The organism is Alteromonas sp. 1_MG-2023, assembly GCF_030547075.1.
Lineage (GTDB): Bacteria > Pseudomonadota > Gammaproteobacteria > Enterobacterales > Alteromonadaceae > Alteromonas.
This window is the reverse complement of sequence record NZ_JAUOQH010000001.1, coordinates 438,940-457,678: the sequence shown is the minus strand read 5'-3', so window position 1 is coordinate 457,678 and position 18,739 is coordinate 438,940. Positions and strand designations below refer to the sequence as shown.

Sequence of the window (18,739 nt, the reverse complement as noted above, 5' to 3'; positions counted from 1 at the left end):
TACTAAAACTAGCGGTTTTTCATTAACAGCTTCTGATTTCTCGAAGACGAAGTAAATATAACCTTTCCAATAATGGCGCTTGGCTTTATCCAGCCCATAGCCGACGTGCTTACGCTTTCTAGTGCATTATCACCTTGTAGCATAACGCCTTTAACAGAGCATACTTGGGTAACGCGCTTTACAATAACACCATATTGTTCGCTATTAACTACCAATACATGGCCTATTTGCAGCCACGCTTTTGGCCACTTGCAAATTAAAATAAAGTCGCCTGCAAACAGCATGGGTTGCATACTGTTCCCTTCAATCGCTAATAATCGAAGCATGATTAAAGTTTAGGGTATACCACTTGTTCCGCAGGCGGATAAGGGCAGGTGGCTGTCTTAGTTTCAACACCCTTAGTGGCCCAGAAACTTGCAGCGAACTCATTCACCAATGTGAGTAGTGCTTCTGCTTTCTCCCGTGAAACATGCTGCTTACACGCCGATCCGGTAAGCATAATATTATGTACCAATTCGTTAGTATCTGGGTATTTCTCAAATTGAGGCGCTTTGAAGTAATCACCCCAAATAACCCTAATTTCATGTTTTACTTTTTCCGCGTGGGTCTCTTTTTCGCTAATTAGGCGGCTGAATTGGGCATGATCAGCAAACGAGAGGTTTTCTTTCTCACTTAACTCATTAAGTAAATCAACAAAACGAATAACACTGAGCGCAGCAAGTTGGGCTGAAATAGGATCGTAGATTTTGCATGGAATATCACAGTGAGCACTCGCTTTATCAAAGGGTTTGCTACGGTGAAGCGTCTTCAGTAAGCTGTTTAGCATGATTACTTTCCCTATTTAGATGAAGATTGTTTGCGAGAATAGGCCTTGTAGCCTGCGAAAACGCATGCTGCACCTACCGCAGCTAGTGACAAATAGAAAAGGCCGTGCATGAACTGGCTACTCCAGTGGTTATGATCGTGACCAGCATGTGCAAAGACGGGGGAAGAGGTTACAGCCACAGACGCGACGGTGTAAGTGACATTTTTTATCGTGTTATTCATATAAACTCCTAGTTAATGGAAAATAGAATTAGCTAATGACTAACTTTGCCTGCGGTAGCAGCAAAAACAGTGAATGAATTGTCGATAGAAGGGGTATTACTTAGCGCATTCTCCAACTCGGGATGCTGTTTTAAAAGTAACCATCGTTGTTGATGCGCAATTCGCCTAGCGCGCAGTACTTCAGTGTTGTCAGGTAATAGCATTGCTTGGGTATCAATGCGTGTTTGTACTTCAGATAAGGTAGCAAGTGCCATATGGTAAATAGCCGTTCTTTCTTCAGGGGGCGCCTCGCTGGCGTACTGCAAGTAGGTGTCGGAAAGGTTATGAAAACTCACCAGTAACGAAAACATGGCTTCTTTGCGGTAGGGTGATATCGCTATTAACTGGTTGGCGAGCGCTATGGCTTGGTTATACAACGCTAGTGTCGAGAGCCATTGACCATTTGAAAACGCCTTATTGGCACTAAGAACTCGCCGTTCCCACTGGCCTAACAATGCCTTAAAGTCAGTAGTTTCGCGCTGCTTAACGTTGCGTTTATGATTTGCTGCAAGATAAGTATGCATAGTATTTTCAACTTATTAATACACAGAGTTAAGCAAAAAAGCTGACAACATTGCTGATTCTGTGGCTTGTAAGACGGAATTTGCTCTATCTAAAATGGCGTTTCGATACTCTGGCAGTTTCAGGTGGTAATAGGTTTCTTCAAGTAATCCGGCTAAACTTTTAACTTTGCTTTTTATCGCTTCATTTTCGCCACCATCAACTTCTAAAAGAATAACCGCAATATCAAAAGCGCAGCCTAAGTAAGGAATAGCTTCTGTGTATTGGCCGCAATGCAGTAAAAGCGTGCCTTGCAACTCGTCTCTGGCCATAAAATGAAGCGCCTGCTTCGGGTTACTGTAAATCCAATCTTCGTGTTTTGCACACAGGTAAGTTATTTGCATTTGCTTGCCCTCCTAGATACACCCTAGTCGATATAAAACACGATCGCAAATGATAATTGTTATTATTTGCATGTGTGTAATCTAAGGTCTATCACATGGGAAGCTACTAACAGTGGACAAAAACTTTTACGGTTAATACATAGCCCACCTAGCTAGGCTAATAGATACAAGATAAGTAAACACAAAAGGCATGGCGTTATGAAAAGGATAGTTCGGAAAGAAAGGTGGGAAAATGGACTGTTGTTAACGCAAGAGTTATCGTCATAGCGCTAATCAGTTATCATAGAGAAATAACAACATGATGAGTTCGAAATACTATGAAAATTGCCATGATTGCCGCAATGGCTAATAAACGTATTATCGGTGCAGATAACGACATGCCCTGGCATTTGCCAGCAGATTTAAAGCATTTCAAGAAAGTCACTATGGGTAAGCCAGTTATTATGGGGCGTAAAACCTATGAGTCTATTGGACGTGCTTTACCGGGTAGACCTAATATTGTTATCACCACCAATAGCGATTATAGCTTGCCAGATGCTAATGTTGTCGCATCACCTGAGTCAGCCATTAAGTATGCTTCAGCGTTAGACAACCAGACAGATGAAGTCATGATCATTGGGGGCGGCACTATTTATCAGGCTTTTTTAGACAAAGCTGATACTTTACACTTAACGTATATCGATTTAGCGGTAGAAGGCGATACGCAATTTCCTGATTATGAAGCTCAGGGTAATTGGAAAGAAATAAGCCGTGAAGCGCATAGTGCTGATGAGAAAAACCCACACAATTATACTTTTGTTAGTTTAATAAGAGGGTAGTGCTACATATAAAAATGCCGAGGGTAAACTACGCCTCGGCATGTAATGGTGGTAACGCGCTATCAATTCATTTGATTAAATAAGTTTTCTAGCGACAGACCTTGATGGCCTAGAATGTCTCGCAATCTGCGTAGTGCTTCTACTTGAATTTGGCGAACTCGTTCACGAGTAAGACCAATTTCGGCACCTACATCTTCAAGCGTTGAGGGCTCGTAACCCATTAATCCAAATCGTCTTGCCAATACTTCACGTTGTTTAGGATTAAGTTCTTCCAGCCAGCCAACAATATTTGATTTGATGTCTGAGTCTTGCAAGTTCTCTTCAGGACCGAATTCTTTTTCATCGGCCAAGATATCTAACAACGCTTTATCGTTTTCGCCACCAATTGGAGTATCTACTGACGTAATACGTTCATTAAGTCGCAGCATTTTGGTAACGTCTTCGACAGGTTTGTCTAAGGCAAGGGCAATTTCTTCTGCAGTTGGTTCGTGATCGAGCTTTTGGGATAACTCACGAGCTGCACGTAAATACACATTAAGTTCTTTAACGACATGGATAGGCAAACGAATAGTACGCGTTTGGTTCATAATAGCGCGTTCAATAGTCTGTCTTATCCACCACGTTGCATACGTTGAAAAACGAAACCCGCGTTCGGGATCGAACTTTTCAACCGCACGTATAAGTCCTAGATTCCCTTCTTCGATAAGATCTAATAGAGCAAGTCCGCGGTTGTTATATCGACGCGCTATTTTTACTACTAGGCGTAAATTACTAACAATCATGCGCTTGCGTGAGGCTTCACATCCGCGTAGAGCTTTTCTAGCAAAAAATACTTCTTCTTCTGCACTTAGCAGAGGCGAGAAACCTATTTCACCTAGATAAAGCTGTGTGGCGTCTAGATTTTTTGGTTGGTCGTCTTGGCTTAACACTAATTCTTCTGAATTGGTGTCAGTGTCATCAGATAAAGTTTTATCTGCTTTCAGATCGGCTGGCATTTCAATGACGTTTAAGTCATCTTTCGTATTTGATTCGAGGTTTTTATTTATATGACCCACAATGAATCTCCTGCTTCAAGGTTTACCTTTCGACGTTTCTCCTTTATTCGTTTCTTATTGTTATTTATTATTATTATGGTCGTGTAGCTGGCAGATAACGCAGTGGATCTAAAGATTTTCCACGATATCTAACTTCAAAGTGAAGTTTTACCGAATTTGTTCCGCTGTCACCCATGGTTGCAATTTTCTGCCCCGCTGACACCCAGTCTCGTTCTTTGACGATAATGGTGTCGTTGTATGCGTAGGCACTTAAAAAGGTGTCGGTATGTTTGATGATAACCAAATTACCGTAGCCTCTTAAGGCGCTTCCTGAATAAACAACTTTTCCATCTGCTGCCGCGTGTATCGATGTACCTTTTGCCGCAGCGATATCAATTCCTTTGTTGCCTGACTCCGATTTACTGAACGTTTCAACAACTTTACCTGTTGCTGGCCAAACCCATCGTTTTACCTTCTCAGGAAAACTGTTTTGCGCCGTAATTTTGACGCTTTCTGACGACTTGTTGACGCTCGTAACGTTTTGTCGCTTAACAACTTTTTCACCTTCACCATACCCCTGTGGTATAGGGGGGTCAATCAAACTTTTGTCTATTGAGGTCGTGGTCGGATCTGCTGACTGAATGGTCTGCGGTTCGGACCTTGATGGGATCTTTACAATTGTAGGGGGAGGAGATATGCGTAACTCTTGACCAGGATAGATGCGGTAAGGTTCTGATAAACTGTTATATTTAGCGATGTCTCGATAGTCATTTCCGGTATACCAAGCTATACCAAAAAGGGTGTCTCCTGGCTGTACTTTATAAGTATCTGATATGAATCCACCAGATTCTTGCACGGCTTGACTATTTAATAAAACGACAGGTGCTGGAGCACTACGGCCACTGCAACTTTGTAGCAGCAGTAACACAACAGCAGTCAGAAATAAGCGGTATGACATCGAGCCACTATCATCGCAAGATTAAATAAGCGGCAACAGCCATTAGTACAACTGCCCAGCCAAGTACTTCAACGTACTGACGTAGTTTGGCTTCCATAGGCGCGCCGCCCCAGCGCATTAGCCCTGCGACTAAGAAGAACCGGGCGCCACGGCCCACAGCCGAGGCAATAAGAAAGGGGAAAAACGCCATTTGCAGAAAGCCAGCACTGGTAGTGAAGACTTTATAGGGTATAGGTGAGAACCCCGCGACAAACACCACCCATACGCCGTAGTCAGCAAACCACTGCGTAGCAGTTTCTATCTTGTGGGTATAACCCCAACTTTCGATGATAGGCGATAACCATGCATCAAATGCAAAATAACCCAGCCAGTAACCTGCAATGCCGCCTAAAATAGACGCAAGTGTAGTGATAAGGGCAAAGCGCCATGCTTTGTCTGGTTGAGACAATGCCATAGGGGCTAGCATGACATCTGGCGGAATAGGGAAAAATACCGACTCAGCGAAACTCAAGCCCCCCAAGTATTTCACTGCATGGCGATGCCTAGCCCATCGAATTGCCATGTCGTACATTGGCTCGAACAATTTCACAATAGCTCTCCTGCTACTAAGGGAACAAAACGCACCGCTTCTATGGTGGTGGTTTTTAATTCGCCCTCTATCCTGTCGATACACAATAGAGACTGCTGTTCATTTCCAACAGGAATGATCAGGCGGCCTCCTTCTTTTAATTGATCACATAAATCTTGCGGCAAACTACTGGCCGCAGCCGTCACAATAATGGCATCGTAAGGACCTTTAGATGTCCACCCCTTCCACCCATCACCATGTTTCATGGCAATATTGTGTAAATCGAGTTGGTTCATCCGTCTTTTAGCATGAAACTGTAGTGATTTAATCCGTTCTACGCTGAAAACCGTTGAAAAAAGCTGTGCGAGAATGGCGGTCTGATAGCCAGAGCCAGTACCTATTTCAAGCACTTTTTCCGGCTTATTAGGGCTATCTAGCAGGAGTTCAGTCATTTTCGCTACTATGTAAGGTTGCGAAATAGTCTGTCCTTGCCCAATAGGCAACGCAGTATTCTGATAGGCTTTATGTTTAAGCGCATCAGGTAAGAATGTTTCCCGGGGTGTACCTGCAATAGCATTGAGCACGGGCTGCGAACGTATTCCTTCGTCATAAAGCAGCTGTGCTAGCGCATCCCCTTTTCTGGAGGCTCTCATGGTGTTGCTTCTTATCCTTTTTATCGACCGCGCACTATGGGGTTATTTGGCTAACCATTCTTTCATATTATCTAAACTTTGGTAGGCAGTCATATCTACGCTTAATGGGGTAACGGAGCAATACCCGTTAGCCACTGCGTGAAAGTCTGTACCTGGCCCGGCATCTTGTTCTGAACCAGCAGGGCCATACCAATAAATGGTTTGCCCAAACGGGTCTTTATCTTCAAACATAGGTTCAGCACGATGGCGGCGTCCCTGTCTGGTAACTTCAATGCCTTTAAGCTCATCATAAGGTATATCGGGAACATTTACGTTTAAAATTTGATTTGCAGGCAGTGGATGCGTTTCAAGTTTGCGGATTATATCTAGCACCACCCGTGCCGCCGTTTCAAAGTTCTCACCTTTTTTACCAGCAAGCGACACGGCAATAGCGGGTAAACCCATGTATCTGCCTTCCGTTGCAGCGGCAACGGTACCGGAATACACCACATCGTCACCTAAGTTAGCACCATGATTAATGCCAGATACCACTAACTCGGGATCATCTTTTAAAATTCGGCTAATACCTAAGTGCACACAGTCTGAGGGGGTGCCATTAACTGAATAAAACCCGCTGTCCATACGTTGGACGCGAAGAGGTTGATGTAACGAAAGGGCGTTACTTGCGCCACTACAGTTACGATCGGGGGCGATAACAGTAATATCGTGCTCGCTAGCAATGGTTTCATGCAAAACAGCTAAGCCTTTTGCAAACACACCATCATCGTTACTCATTAGTATCTTCATACACTCTCAACTAAATACTGTGAATGGGAGAAACGGTTTCAACGCATTCCCTAAGCACGGATGTAGCAAAACAACCGCTAGGCAATGAAAAAGACAGGGTTAATGTATCACCCTTACTTTGCCATTCAAGTTGCGATGGCCATATTTTTATTGCTCGGCGTTCTTGCTCGAATCCACACTGACTTAAAAAGTCGATCACTTCAGGATGACCCGACGCGACTTTATCTTCTGTAGCGTTTGCCTCTGATGTGGTGATCAAGTTTCCTTTCCCCCACAGCGGTGCAGAAGGGCAAACGTCTTTGTCTTTATAGCGTTGTTGGCTATCTTGCTGTTTGTCATCATCAATAAAAAAGCTGTTTGAACCAGTTAATACCAAAGCGTCACCAGCAAGTACCGTATCAAAAGTCTCGTGTTCTAAGCGAGTAGAGATAACCTCGTTAAATAACCAACTACGTAGCGCAGACAGCGCCATTGAGCGTTTGTTTCTGTGACGAATAGTTTCACCATTTATCATTCGCTCGGCCATAGCAAGGTTACCGCCACGTTGCACTTCACCTTGTTCGTTCACGCGCATTACGCCAAACCGCTGTTCGCCATAATAATTAGGCACACCATGTTTGGCGATTTCCTGAAGGCGCTCTTCAATGGCTTCAGGATGCACAACCTGGCGAAGCGTAATGGTGAAAGCATTCCCCTTTAGCTGACCGGTACGAAGTTTTCTATTGTGTCGGGTTTGCTTTATAACTCGAACACCTTCTAGGTCAAAATCGCTAAAATCAAAGTCGGCTTGCCCAGGTGCGTGTAAGCCAAACCACTGACGAGTAAGGGCATACTTGTCTTTACGGCCAGCATAAGTTACTTGGCGAAGGGGTAATTTGGTATAGCGAGCAAGTTGCTCGGCAACAAAGGCGGTATTGGTATTAATTTTCTCTACAAATATAAATTGATGCTCGCCTTCACCACAAGGTTCATAACCTAAGTCTTCAACAACCTGAAAGTCGTCAGGTTGGAACTTAAATAAGCCAGTTGAAACGGGCTTGCTGTAATAATAATTCCAATGCTGTGTATCTAAAGGTTTCATATTTTTTCCAATAGCACCACCGCGTGAGCGGCTATGCCTTCTTTTCTGCCTGTGTAGCCAAGCTTTTCTGTGGTTGTTGCCTTTACATTAATGGCATCAAGTTCACAGTGACAGTCTTGGGCTATGATTTCGCGCATGGCTTGAATATGCGTTGCCATTTTGGGAGCTTGGGCCACTATTGTCATGTCGGCATTACCTAAGGTATAGCCTTTTTTATTTACCACCTGCATCACGTGTCTCAGTAAAACGCGACTATCGGCTCCTGAGTAAGCGTCATCGGTATCAGGAAAGTGCTTACCAATATCTCCTAGCGCTGCGGCTCCTAGTAAAGCATCGCATAGTGCATGTAGCAACACGTCGCCATCTGAATGGGCGATAAGGCCTTGGTCATAATCAATACTTACACCACCAATAACAATGGGGCCATCGCCACCAAATTTATGAACGTCGAAACCGTGTCCTATTCGCATGCTGCTTGCGCCTTCTGTCGTTGATGTAGGTAAAAATCTGCCAAAGGTAAATCCCCTGGATGGGTTATTTTGATATTTGCAGGATCGCTATCAATAAGCGCAACCTTATGCCCACTGTATTCTATGGCCGACGCTTCATCAGTAATAATAGCGCCTGCGGCTAAGGCGCTGTTTAGCGCGTTTTTAAGCAAAGCCGTAGGAAATAACTGCGGCGTGAGGGCATGCCATAAATTTTCTCTGCTTTCAGTATGAAGAACAGTGGGAATACTGGCGGTAAGGAGGGTAGCTGAAACGGCAGATAAACCAGTGTCTTCCGTCTTCTGTTGTACGCCACGCTTCATGGTATCTCGTACCCGAGAAGCCAATATGCCACCGGCTACCTGATTGTTTTCCATCACGGCCAACAAATTAGTAATGTCGTGAGTACTTACGCAAGGTCGCGCGGCGTCATGCACTAACGCCCACGTATTTTCTGGCAGTGTGTTTACGGCATTTAGCACAGAATCAGCCCGTTCATTGCCGCCTTCCACCACTTTCACCTTCGGATTATTTACAATAGAAAGAGAAGGGAAGTAGTTATCGTGAGGGCTAATAGCTATAACAAGGTAATCAATGGCGTGATGGTTAAGTAGTAATTCAACGGTGTGTTCAAGAATGGTTTTCCCTTGAAGGGTTAAATACTGCTTGGGGCGGTCAGCCTGCATTCGGCTGCCAATTCCAGCTGCGGGAATAACCGCAACCACAGGGGAGGATGTCATGTTACTCACTTAGTTTCTGGCGGTAAAATCCGGTAAAAAGTTTCCCCGTGCTTTATCAGCCCCAGTTCGTTGCGAGCACGCTCTTCAATGGCTTCTAAACCCACTTTAAGGTCGGTGATATCCGCATTTAACAGAGCATTGCGCTGCGCGAGGTTCGCGTTTTGCTGCGCTTGAACTTTTACTTCCTGCTCTCGGCTAAGGTAATCAGGAATACTATTTTTCCCAAACCAAAGACGATACTGCAACAACCCAAGAAGGGTGATGAGTACAATTGGAAGCCATTTATCTTGCCACACAGAACCACCTGAAACCGGTAAGCGGAGGAAAAATTTAAAAAGGGCAGTAAACTGCCCTTTACGTTAATACCTATTATGCCGCGAAGGGCTAAGGAATCAAAGGTGCTTTATTCACCTTGTCCTAATTTCCCTTTCAGTTTGTCGAACAACTTATTCTTTTGTTCATCAATTACACTGCTTAACTGGCTTTGAAGTAGTTCTTGCAGGGCACTGCTGTCGCCTTGCGCCGCACTTAACATGGAATTGATATCTACCAACTCTCCAGAAAGCATATCTTGTTCACTGGCAACCATGGCGTTTAACTTATTATTAAGCTCATCTAGTTTGCCTTGCTGAGAATCGGTTAACTGAGATAACGCCGCTTGCGCCAGTTTGTTATCTAAATCTGATTTAATATTAAACCCAGGGTCTGACACCGTACCATCAAGTAACATGGTCATCGATAAGCTGCTAAGTGATTGCAGGGCAGAAGCAATAGCGCTAGTCACATCACTGGTGCCTGTGGCTTCCATTACTAACTCTTGCAAGTTAACTTTACCGTTACCGCTAAGCTGGTTATCTACTACTTCCATTGAACCTGTGGTGGCCATTAACGCCGTTTTCATCACAGCATTAAGGGTCTCGTTACCGCTCACTGGAATGTTTGACATGTTCACGCCCGCTAGCTCCCAAACTTGGCTAGCATCTACGCCACTTTCATCAATCCAGAATTCACCGCTTGAGGTAAATTGCTTAAGCATGTCACCAGCCGCTTCAATAGTGAAGGTGGTGGGGTCGCCAAAGACACTGTGGGTGTTGGTAATGTTCTGCCACGAACTGCTTATCGACTCGTTTTGCCAAAGCACAGATACATTGGCTTGCTTCACCAAAATAGAAGGCATATCGGCTGCGGGCTCTTCAGTGGTTTCACCGCCTTGAAGCAGTGGCATCACAATTTGCATGGCCGACATTAAGTACTCAGTGTATTCAGCGGCTTTATCACCAAATACGAAATACGTCACTTGAGACAGTGCAGCCTCATCGCCGGCAATAACCCCTTTCAGTAAATCGTAATCCTGACCTGGGGCTTCTTTTAAGGCTTTCGCCGTACTACTTAACGCGTCTTTAGCGTTCGATGCTTTATCGGTAAAGCTGCTAATAAGCGCGCGATCTGCACTCATTTCTTCCTTCAACTTATCTAAGGCTGATTTCGCTTGAATGAGCGCTTGAGGGTCTTTGTAGTCAGTCTCTTTAAGCTCAGCAACTTGGGTTTTGTAATACTCGATACGCGCTTTATCAGGCAAGCTTTCATAATCTTGCTTTAGGCCTTGAGAATAGGTGGCGTAGGCTTCTTTCGCTTCGGCAACTGCTGCTGTTGTTTTTAAAGGGTTGCGGGCGAGTAATTCATCTACAGAAGGCACTGCGCCTTTTGCTTTCGCTTTTAGCTCGTCGTAGGTTAACGAGCTTTCAGGAACCCGATAGACTTCACCTTCGTGCTCGCGCACTTGGTCGAACTGTACATCAAGTAAATTGAGGTTATTCACCACAACTTGATTGGATAACAAGGGCATAAGAGCTACATCTGCATTAGCTTCGCCTACCAATACCTGATTGTGAGTAGGTTTAGTGGCGTTAGTTAAGCCAATGCCTTTAAGAGTGACTGTGGTGGGATATAAGGAATGATCAAACTCGGCAATGTTTACCTCGGCGCCATAAGATTCACCTAGTTTCGATTCTAGTACGGCTTTAATAATAGTATTTGCGAATAAAACATAAACCAAAATAAGTAGAACAAAAAAGCCCAACACCCAATACTTAAAGGGGATCCCTTTACTGTCACTGCTCATATATCACTCCTTGTAAACGACGATGCGCCAATTATCTAACAACTAGATAACCCAGTCTAAAGCACCGCTTAGCATACTTCCATACGCAGGAAGTAGTATAAATCTGTGAATACCTTCCTTTTTATGACTAGGTTGGATCACTAAAGTTTAAATTTACTGGCAATTTCTTGAATAGCGACACAGCTAATTTTAAGTGCTTGACTGGCATTGGCTAACTTTTCGGCTGTTTTTAAACTCTGGTCGGCAGCCCCAGATAAATCATTGATACGAGCATTTGCCTCGTTGGCCGCTTCAGCTTGCTGTTCTGTTGCTCGTGCTATTTCACTGCTCATATCGGCAATTTCATTCATGAGTCTGTCTGCTTCTTTTAAGCTATCGTTAGCTTTAATCGCGTTATCCACGGTGCTAGCAGAGGTGTTTTGACTGACTTGTACCGCATCGACAGCGGCTTTCGCGTTGCTTTGTAATTTTTCTATCATGGCTTGAATTTCGTCGGTACTTTGCCCAGTTCGACTGGCTAAAGTTCGCACTTCATCGGCCACCACGGCAAACCCACGGCCTTGCTCTCCGGCGCGGGCGGCTTCAATTGCCGCATTTAGTGCCAGAAGATTGGTTTGGTCGGCAATACCTCGAATAACGTCTAACACCGCACCAATACTGCTTGTTTGTTCGGCAAGCTCGGTTACCACATGGCTCACACTTTCAATGTTCGAGGTTAGGGAGCGAATATCACTCACGGTACTTTCTACTACGTTGGTGCCTTGCTTCACATTGGACCGTGCGCCGCTGGTGTTAGATTCTGCGGTATCCGCATTTTGACTCACTTGTTGTATTTGCGTGGTCATTTGCTCCATGGCTACCGCAACTTGCAGCATGTTTGCATTCTGGTTTTGGGCTTGCCCATTGCTCTCTTGGCTTACGGTTTCAACCAGTACAGCTTGTTGAGTGAGGGCGCTGATATTTTCCCGTATACCTAAAAAAGAATGGCGCATTTTGTTGGTGTATTCATTGAAGTAGCGGGCTAAGCGGGTAATTTCATCGCTTCCTGAAACAGGAAGTGAGCGAGTGAGATCGCCTTCTCCCATCGCAATATCCTTCATTTGCTCGGTAACTTCATGCACGGGCTTCACAATACTGCTGCCTATATAGAAAACGAGCACCACCACCAATACAACACTAATAATACAAAATATAATAAGCAGGTTACGTAAATGTGCGTACTCCGCTTCCAACGTCGACAAGTAGATACCCGAGCCTACCGTCCAGCCCCATGGCTTAAATTCCTTAACGTAAGAAATCTTATCCACAGGCGTTTCTTCGCCGGGCAGTGGCCACACATAATCTACAAAGCCACTTCCTTTTGTCTTTATGATGCTCGCCATTTCAACAAAGAAGGCTTTACCGTTACCGTCTTTAAAGCTTCGCAAATCTTGCCCATTTAGTGATGGCTTAATAGGATGCATGACCATGGCGGGGGTGGCATCTTGAATCCAAAAGTAGTTATTTTCGTCGTACCTCAACTGACTTACCGCAAAGAAAGCTTGCTGCTTTGCCGTGGCTTCATCGACCCCTTCTAACCCTGCATAATTTGCGAGCAAGGTATGCACGACCTCTACGAGGTGCTGATTTTCTTTATAGGATTTATCTTTTAGTGCTTGATAGTGTTGGTTCAACACCACACCGGTGAGTATTAAAAATAAAAGGGCCGTAAGCGCCACAATGATGCACAGCCGTTGAATTAAACTAAAATTACGTAACCACATAAGCGTAAGCCTTCACTTTTTATACTCTAAAAGTGTAGACCCTTATTTTCATTAGCAGGTAATGGATGAAGCTTTTTTAAACATATATTTAACGTTTTAGCGTGCTAGGTATTTTACCTGATGTGCTTCAAATGTTATTCATCGAGGTTCTTAGACTGCCTATCACAGTGGTGCAAAAAGTTGACAGCAGAGGCTTGGCGAAACAAGCAATTATGCTAGTATCCGCGCAATTTCAGCGATATCGTGATCTTCATCGTGAAGATCGAAGTTTAAATACTTAGATACGTAAGCGTGACACGGACTTTTTAACTTACTTTGGTAAGTTAAATGTGGCGCTTCAAGCAAAGCATGGCTTTACTTGTTAATTCACTTTTTCTATGTAACGTTGTTCATATATCCGTTACTGAAACCATTTTCTACAGCTTTTCGAATAAAGGGTTGCAATGCTCATTAACGACACACTTCATACCTCTTCACCTCTACGCCAGCGCATTCGAGACTACTATCGAATTAGTGAGTCTGTGGCTGTGGATCAAATTTTGCCGATTGCCGAGGTAAACCCTCGCGCACGAAGTCGCGCTTGGGAACGAGCCCGTAAAATGGTGTTGCAGATTCGCCGCGACCAAGAAGGTCATGGTGGGGTAGATGCACTATTAAATGAGTATTCATTGTCTACCTCTGAAGGTGTGGTGTTGATGTGTTTGGCCGAAGCCTTGCTTCGCGTGCCAGACGGTGCAACACAAGATGAGCTTATTCGTGACAAACTTTCAAAAGGCCAGTGGACTCCCCATCTAGGGAATTCAGACTCTTTGTTCGTAAATGCCTCTGCATGGGGCTTATTGTTCACCGGAAATATGGTGAATTATGCCGATAAACGTAAGCAAGAACAGTTTGGCTTATTGAAGAAAACCCTCGGCCGCTTAGGTGAGCCGGTTATTCGCCGTGCAATGAATATTGCGATGCGAGTGATGGGGCGTCAGTTTGTTATGGGTGAAACCATAAAAGACGCAGTAGAACGAGCGAAAGAAAAAGAGAAGAAAGGGTATGTGTATTCTTACGACATGCTGGGCGAAGGTGCCCGCACCATGGAAGATGCCGATCGTTATTACGACTCTTATGTAAAAGCTATCGAAGTTATTGGTAAAGCGGCAAATGGCCGTGGCCCTAAGCGCTCGCCGGGTATTTCCGTTAAGCTTTCCGCTATTCACCCTCGATTTGAATTTTTACACCGTGAACGCGCAATGCGGGACATTCCGCCGCGCTTGAAAGCATTGTGTATGATGGCGAAAAAATACGATATCGGCTTAACGGTAGATGCAGAAGAAGCAGACCGTTTAGAGCTATCGTTAGATATTATTGAAGCGGTATTTCGGGACGAAGACCTAAATGGTTGGACGGGCTTTGGTCTTGCGGTACAAGCGTATCAAAAACGTGCCATTCACGTTATTGAACACTTACGTGTACTTTCTTTAGAAGTAGGCCGTTCACTCATGGTTCGCTTAGTTAAAGGTGCTTACTGGGATACAGAAATTAAACTTACCCAGCAAGCGGGCTTAGAAGAGTTCCCTGTCTTTACCCGTAAGTCATCTACCGATGTGTCTTACCATGCCTGTGCTAACCGTTTGTTAGAATATCGCGATACCTTGTACCCACAGTTTGCTACGCATAATGCGTATTCTGCCTCGGTAATCATTGAACTAGCAGGTGATGACAAAGAAGGGTTCGAATTCCAGTGTTTACACGGCATGGGCGACACCCTTTACGATACCGTGGTAACCGAAGAGAAAATTCAGTGCCGTGTTTATGCCCCTGTGGGTGAACACGAAGACTTATTAGCCTACTTAGTTCGTCGTTTATTAGAAAATGGGGCTAATTCATCGTTTGTAAACGCCATTGTCGATGATGAAAAACCGGTTGAATCATTACTTGAAGATCCGGTTGAAAAAACTCAGCGCCTTAAAGTGCGCTTCAATAAGCTTATTAAAACCCCACGTGGTTTGTACGCCCCTGAGCGTGATAACTCTCGTGGGTTAGATTTAACCGACGTAAACGCAGTTACCGCGCTTCAGCACGAATTAGAGCGCTGGCAGGAATATTACAGCGTAACTGACGGCGTGCCAGAGGGCGCAACTGCCGTACGCAACCCAATGAACCACAACGATGTGGTGGGTTACCATTATTACGCACAGCCTGAAGATATGCGCAAAGCGCTAGATGATGCCGATTCGGGTTTTGATGCATGGTCTAAACGTGACGTATCTGAACGTGCTGAAATACTAAACCGCTCAGCCGATGCACTAGAGCGCCACATGGCAGAGCTTATTGCCATTTGTATGCGTGAAGCCGGTAAAGTGGCACAAGACAGCATTGATGAAGTGCGTGAAGCGGTAGATTTTTGTCGTTATTACGCAGCGCGAGCACAAGAGTTAGCAGAAGATAAACGCTTGCTTCCTCGTGGTGTGGTGCTTTGTATCAGCCCGTGGAACTTCCCGTTGGCTATCTTCTTAGGTCAAGTGTCGGCAGCCTTAGTGACAGGTAACACCGTACTTGCCAAGCCTGCTGAACAAACCAGCATGATAGCGCAGCGTGCAGTAGATATTATGCAGTCGGTAGGTTTACCAGAAGATGCCTTAAAGCTGATTATTGCGCCGGGTAAAGAAGTGGGTGAAACCTTACTTTCTGACGAACGGATTAAAGCAGTGATGTTTACGGGTTCTACCCAAACCGGTACGTTAATTTCACAAGAATTAGCAAACCGAGGGGGCGAACAAGTACCGCTTATTGCTGAAACTGGCGGCCAAAACTGCATGATCGTGGATTCAACTGCACTACCAGAGCAGGTGGTTGATGATGTTATTCATTCTGGTTTCCAAAGTGCGGGGCAACGTTGTTCCGCACTTCGAGTGTTATTCGTGCAAGAAGAAATTGCCGATGATCTTATCACTATGCTAACCGGTGCCATGAAAGAGCTAACCATTGGCGACCCAACTATGTTGGAAACTGATGTAGGCCCAGTTATTGATGAAAAAGCATTAAAAAGCTTGACCGATCACGACACCTTTATGGAAGGCAAAGGTAAGTTGTTGTACCGCCGAGAATTACCAGCTGGCACTGAAAACGGTACGTTTTTCCCACCGACCTTGTTTCAAATAGACGACTTAAGTGTGCTTGAAAAAGAAGTGTTTGGCCCAGTGGTGCATTTGGTACGCTTTAAATCAAAAGACCTTGATAACGTGCTCGAGCAAATTAACGGTACGGGGTACGGCCTTACTATGGGTATTCACTCTCGTATTGAAGAGCGTGCGTACGAGCTAGCCGCGAAGAGCCGCGCAGGTAATGTTTATATTAACCGCAATATGATTGGTGCCATTGTTGGCGTGCAGCCATTTGGTGGTCGCGGTCTATCTGGTACTGGCCCTAAAGCGGGTGGTCCAAACTACTTGCCTCGCTTAATGATGGAGCGCGCTACGCCGAAACCAACATTAATTGACGATGTAGATGCTACCGATAATGCGCTAGTGGGCGATGAGAAAATTGCAGAACGTGCCCATGTAGTGATGGACCAAGCAAAAGCAGTAGAATCGCAGTGGCGTCATATGGCATTGAACGACCGTATTTCTATGGTGCGTCAGTTACTAGCTAAAATTGCAAAAGTAGATATTGTTGACGATTTAGCCGACGATTTAAACCGTACTTTGGCCACTGCCCGTCAGCAGCTTACTAGTGTTGAGCGCAAGCTTGCTAAGCCATTAGAATTGCCTGGGCCAACAGGTGAATCGAACAAGCTTTATCTTGAGCCAAGAGGCACGCTGGTATGTTTTGCCGATAAAGACGTATCCTTTGAATACTGGATGTTGTCTATTGTGACCGCATTGGCAACCGGTAACACCGTTGTGTCGGTAGTATCTGAAATCTTCTACGAAGAAGCTATCGAGATTCAGACCAAGTTTGAGTCTACTGGTGCGCCAAAAGGCGTATTCCAAGTAGCGCGATTAGGTCACTTCGATGCCTTGTTAATGGATGAAGATTTAGCCGGCGTGGTTGTAGATTCTAGTACTGAGCGTACGGCACGTATTACCGCAATGTTATCGTCGAGAGAAGGGGCTATATTGCCTGTGATCACAGCAGAGTATAACGATAAACTGATACAGCGCCTTATGACTGAAAAAGCTATTAGTGTTGATACTACCGCGTCTGGTGGTAACACATCGCTAATGACACTCGTTGAAGATGATGAGTAAGTTATAGCTTATCTTTAGTACATGGCTAAGCGCTTAGCGGGCAGGCTTAAGTTCAAATCGCTTGGTGGTCAATTTAATGCGAAGCGCTTATAACACGGTGTCTACTACGCGATAGTTATAAGAGAGCGTTTAGTAACACGTGTTTAGAAGTTATTAGACAACACAAAAAATTGAAGCCAGTCTCGCGAGAGACTGGCTTTTTCATTTTAAAAGCGTGTAGCTAATACCGCTTATTAACGCTGAGGCGGTTTAGGAAGTGCAGCTTTAAGTTCCGCTTCACTTACACCTAAATCAGCAGCAACGGCTGATAAATCAGCGTTTCTTCCGCCGTTCGATTGTAATGCTTCCATCAGTGCTTGCTCGGTAGTACCTAAAGTTTCAGCCGCTTCGCTAAAGCCTGGCGGCATGCCTTGGCCGTTCGGGCCTCCGCCTTGCTGATGCCCGCCATTGGGGCCGTCTTGCCCTACAGGTTGTGCAGAACCAATACCTATTTTCGCAGTAGTAGAAAAGTTCTCTTCTGCTGAAACGCCCACTAAGCACTTAGGTAGGTTAGGGAATTCAACCGATGCATGATAGTGGTATTGAGGTTCTCCGTCTTCTACTAGCGGGCCAACATGACCATTACATTCATCTAAATCTTCAGGTTCAAGGTCAGTGTATTCTCTACTTCCCATAATAGGGTAGCCATCAAAGGCATAGCCAAATTGGGCGGCACTATTTTGATGTACATGGCACTCAGCGGTAACACCTTCAGTGGCGTAAGCGGTATCAATGTCACTTGCAGTAGCGTGCCAATGGTAATAACCTCCTGGGTCTACATGTCCTCCACAAACATCTAGTGCTGGCATATGGCCAGTGGCTTGAATGCTTGGTGCATCTGCGAATATAGGTACACCATCTAACGCTACGCCCACCTTAGCCACCGTATCTAAATCAGCCGGCGAGTCCGCTTTTTTAGGCATGGTGGGAATTAGCATGGTCATGGTTACGGTGTCATCTAAGGCCACATTAATACAGGTGTTGTCATCTTCAGGGGCCGTTAACAGGGTATCAACCACATGCACAGTGCCGTCGTCGTCATAGAAGTGATAACCCAACTCATCTAGCATTTTAAGGAATGAGGCATTTATTCGATAAGTGCCCGCATTTTCGCCTGTCCAACCCCAAACCCCACCTTCATCATCAAGCGTTTTTGGGCAAAAAGGGCCAATGTCTAACTCGTCGGGTACATGCTTAACCGTTATTTTCATGCAAGTACTGTTGGTGCCATCTTCTAGGGTGCAGTCCACGGTTGTCACTGGCTCTACTAATGATGCTTTCTTAAACATGTCAGCGTAGTCGAAATTTTCTTTTTTAGCTTGAGGGGCGGCTTGTGTTGTAGATTTAGGCTCGGGCTGCCCGCCATTACAACCTGCTAGCGCAAAAGCGACAGCAAAGGGCACACATTTAAGTGAGTTATGCATTCATCGGTATCCTTTTAAAAATGAAAATAGTTC

The 18,739-nt window shown here is 44.9% G+C and carries 19 protein-coding genes; 2 read left to right on the top strand and 17 right to left on the bottom strand.

Features of this window, described 5'->3' with window-relative positions; genetic code table 11:
• Positions 1-8 precede the first annotated feature (8 nt).
• The 5 genes from Q4561_RS01905 to Q4561_RS01885 are packed head-to-tail and all read right to left on the bottom strand — an operon-like array spanning position 9 to position 1,991.
• The gene (locus Q4561_RS01905) at positions 9-326 is read right to left on the bottom strand and encodes a S26 family signal peptidase (RefSeq protein WP_303457139.1); all 318 of its coding nucleotides are present in this window, start codon (positions 324-326) and stop codon (positions 9-11) included.
• A 2-nt stretch (positions 327-328) separates the two neighbouring features.
• Entirely contained in the window at positions 329-826 is a 498-nt protein-coding gene (gene sodN, locus Q4561_RS01900; RefSeq protein ID WP_303457136.1) for a superoxide dismutase, Ni, read from the bottom strand.
• 11 nt (positions 827-837) lie between these two features.
• Entirely contained in the window at positions 838-1,047 is a 210-nt protein-coding gene (locus tag Q4561_RS01895; protein ID WP_303457134.1) for a hypothetical protein, read from the bottom strand.
• 32 nt (positions 1,048-1,079) lie between these two features.
• On the bottom strand, positions 1,080-1,610 hold the full coding sequence (locus Q4561_RS01890) for a hypothetical protein (protein WP_303457132.1): 531 nt from the start codon (positions 1,608-1,610) through the stop codon (positions 1,080-1,082).
• 15 nt (positions 1,611-1,625) lie between these two features.
• Complete coding sequence (locus Q4561_RS01885; RefSeq protein ID WP_303457131.1) at positions 1,626-1,991, bottom strand: hypothetical protein; 366 nt, start codon at positions 1,989-1,991, stop codon at positions 1,626-1,628.
• A gap of 329 nt (positions 1,992-2,320) precedes the next feature.
• Between Q4561_RS01885 and folA the strand changes: the two genes are divergently transcribed.
• On the top strand, positions 2,321-2,809 hold the full coding sequence (gene folA / locus Q4561_RS01880) for a type 3 dihydrofolate reductase (RefSeq protein ID WP_303457178.1): 489 nt from the start codon (positions 2,321-2,323) through the stop codon (positions 2,807-2,809).
• A 62-nt stretch (positions 2,810-2,871) separates the two neighbouring features.
• Here folA and rpoS read toward each other — a convergent pair whose 3' ends face one another.
• From rpoS to Q4561_RS01825, 11 genes are all read right to left on the bottom strand, one after another.
• Entirely contained in the window at positions 2,872-3,864 is a 993-nt protein-coding gene (gene rpoS / locus Q4561_RS01875) for an RNA polymerase sigma factor RpoS (protein ID WP_303457128.1), read from the bottom strand.
• Between the two features lie 73 nt (positions 3,865-3,937).
• A complete protein-coding gene (locus Q4561_RS01870) occupies positions 3,938-4,801 on the bottom strand; it encodes a peptidoglycan DD-metalloendopeptidase family protein (RefSeq protein WP_303457125.1) in 864 nt (287 codons plus the stop codon).
• A 10-nt stretch (positions 4,802-4,811) separates the two neighbouring features.
• Complete coding sequence (locus Q4561_RS01865) at positions 4,812-5,390, bottom strand: YqaA family protein (protein WP_303457123.1); 579 nt, start codon at positions 5,388-5,390, stop codon at positions 4,812-4,814.
• Complete coding sequence (locus Q4561_RS01860) at positions 5,387-6,022, bottom strand: protein-L-isoaspartate(D-aspartate) O-methyltransferase (RefSeq protein ID WP_303457121.1); 636 nt, start codon at positions 6,020-6,022, stop codon at positions 5,387-5,389. The genes Q4561_RS01865 and Q4561_RS01860 overlap by 4 nt, the downstream gene beginning before the upstream one ends.
• Before the next feature lie 42 nt (positions 6,023-6,064).
• Positions 6,065-6,808, bottom strand: coding sequence for a 5'/3'-nucleotidase SurE (surE, locus tag Q4561_RS01855; RefSeq protein ID WP_303457119.1), 744 nt, complete (start codon positions 6,806-6,808; stop codon positions 6,065-6,067).
• 10 nt (positions 6,809-6,818) lie between these two features.
• A complete protein-coding gene (gene truD / locus Q4561_RS01850; protein WP_303457118.1) occupies positions 6,819-7,889 on the bottom strand; it encodes a tRNA pseudouridine(13) synthase TruD in 1,071 nt (356 codons plus the stop codon).
• On the bottom strand, positions 7,886-8,359 hold the full coding sequence (ispF, locus tag Q4561_RS01845) for a 2-C-methyl-D-erythritol 2,4-cyclodiphosphate synthase (protein ID WP_303457116.1): 474 nt from the start codon (positions 8,357-8,359) through the stop codon (positions 7,886-7,888). The genes truD and ispF overlap by 4 nt, the downstream gene beginning before the upstream one ends.
• Positions 8,350-9,117 (bottom strand): 2-C-methyl-D-erythritol 4-phosphate cytidylyltransferase, encoded by a 768-nt coding sequence (ispD, locus tag Q4561_RS01840; protein WP_303457115.1) that lies wholly within the window; start codon positions 9,115-9,117, stop codon positions 8,350-8,352. Before ispD ends, ispF begins: the two co-directional genes overlap by 10 nt.
• A gap of 5 nt (positions 9,118-9,122) precedes the next feature.
• A complete protein-coding gene (ftsB, locus tag Q4561_RS01835) occupies positions 9,123-9,413 on the bottom strand; it encodes a cell division protein FtsB (protein WP_303457113.1) in 291 nt (96 codons plus the stop codon).
• A 107-nt stretch (positions 9,414-9,520) separates the two neighbouring features.
• Complete coding sequence (locus Q4561_RS01830) at positions 9,521-11,239, bottom strand: TIGR03545 family protein (RefSeq protein WP_303457111.1); 1,719 nt, start codon at positions 11,237-11,239, stop codon at positions 9,521-9,523.
• 140 nt (positions 11,240-11,379) lie between these two features.
• The gene (locus tag Q4561_RS01825; RefSeq protein WP_303457109.1) at positions 11,380-13,002 is read right to left on the bottom strand and encodes a methyl-accepting chemotaxis protein; all 1,623 of its coding nucleotides are present in this window, start codon (positions 13,000-13,002) and stop codon (positions 11,380-11,382) included.
• A 443-nt stretch (positions 13,003-13,445) separates the two neighbouring features.
• Between Q4561_RS01825 and putA the strand changes: the two genes are divergently transcribed.
• Complete coding sequence (putA, locus tag Q4561_RS01820) at positions 13,446-17,243, top strand: bifunctional proline dehydrogenase/L-glutamate gamma-semialdehyde dehydrogenase PutA (protein WP_303457107.1); 3,798 nt, start codon at positions 13,446-13,448, stop codon at positions 17,241-17,243.
• Positions 17,244-17,476: 233 nt separating this feature from the next.
• Here putA and Q4561_RS01815 read toward each other — a convergent pair whose 3' ends face one another.
• On the bottom strand, positions 17,477-18,706 hold the full coding sequence (locus Q4561_RS01815; protein ID WP_303457104.1) for a YHYH protein: 1,230 nt from the start codon (positions 18,704-18,706) through the stop codon (positions 17,477-17,479).
• Between the last annotated feature and the right edge of the window lie 33 nt (positions 18,707-18,739).

What these genes read in the sequence shown, in the direction of transcription:
- Q4561_RS01905 (WP_303457139.1), bottom strand. Translation starts at nt 326, where the DNA reads ATGCTTCGATTATTAGCGATTGAAGGGAACAGTATGCAACCCATGCTG.
- putA (WP_303457107.1), top strand. Translation starts at nt 13,446, where the DNA reads ATGCTCATTAACGACACACTTCATACCTCTTCACCTCTACGCCAGCGC.
- Q4561_RS01825 (WP_303457109.1), bottom strand. Translation starts at nt 13,002, where the DNA reads ATGTGGTTACGTAATTTTAGTTTAATTCAACGGCTGTGCATCATTGTG.
- Q4561_RS01870 (WP_303457125.1), bottom strand. Translation starts at nt 4,801, where the DNA reads ATGTCATACCGCTTATTTCTGACTGCTGTTGTGTTACTGCTGCTACAA.
- ispF (WP_303457116.1), bottom strand. Translation starts at nt 8,359, where the DNA reads ATGCGAATAGGACACGGTTTCGACGTTCATAAATTTGGTGGCGATGGC.
- folA (WP_303457178.1), top strand. Translation starts at nt 2,321, where the DNA reads ATGATTGCCGCAATGGCTAATAAACGTATTATCGGTGCAGATAACGAC.
- truD (WP_303457118.1), bottom strand. Translation starts at nt 7,889, where the DNA reads ATGAAACCTTTAGATACACAGCATTGGAATTATTATTACAGCAAGCCC.
- ispD (WP_303457115.1), bottom strand. Translation starts at nt 9,117, where the DNA reads ATGACATCCTCCCCTGTGGTTGCGGTTATTCCCGCAGCTGGAATTGGC.
- surE (WP_303457119.1), bottom strand. Translation starts at nt 6,808, where the DNA reads ATGAAGATACTAATGAGTAACGATGATGGTGTGTTTGCAAAAGGCTTA.
- Q4561_RS01830 (WP_303457111.1), bottom strand. Translation starts at nt 11,239, where the DNA reads ATGAGCAGTGACAGTAAAGGGATCCCCTTTAAGTATTGGGTGTTGGGC.
- Q4561_RS01860 (WP_303457121.1), bottom strand. Translation starts at nt 6,022, where the DNA reads ATGAGAGCCTCCAGAAAAGGGGATGCGCTAGCACAGCTGCTTTATGAC.
- sodN (WP_303457136.1), bottom strand. Translation starts at nt 826, where the DNA reads ATGCTAAACAGCTTACTGAAGACGCTTCACCGTAGCAAACCCTTTGAT.
- Q4561_RS01885 (WP_303457131.1), bottom strand. Translation starts at nt 1,991, where the DNA reads ATGCAAATAACTTACCTGTGTGCAAAACACGAAGATTGGATTTACAGT.
- Q4561_RS01890 (WP_303457132.1), bottom strand. Translation starts at nt 1,610, where the DNA reads ATGCATACTTATCTTGCAGCAAATCATAAACGCAACGTTAAGCAGCGC.
- Q4561_RS01815 (WP_303457104.1), bottom strand. Translation starts at nt 18,706, where the DNA reads ATGCATAACTCACTTAAATGTGTGCCCTTTGCTGTCGCTTTTGCGCTA.
- Q4561_RS01895 (WP_303457134.1), bottom strand. Translation starts at nt 1,047, where the DNA reads ATGAATAACACGATAAAAAATGTCACTTACACCGTCGCGTCTGTGGCT.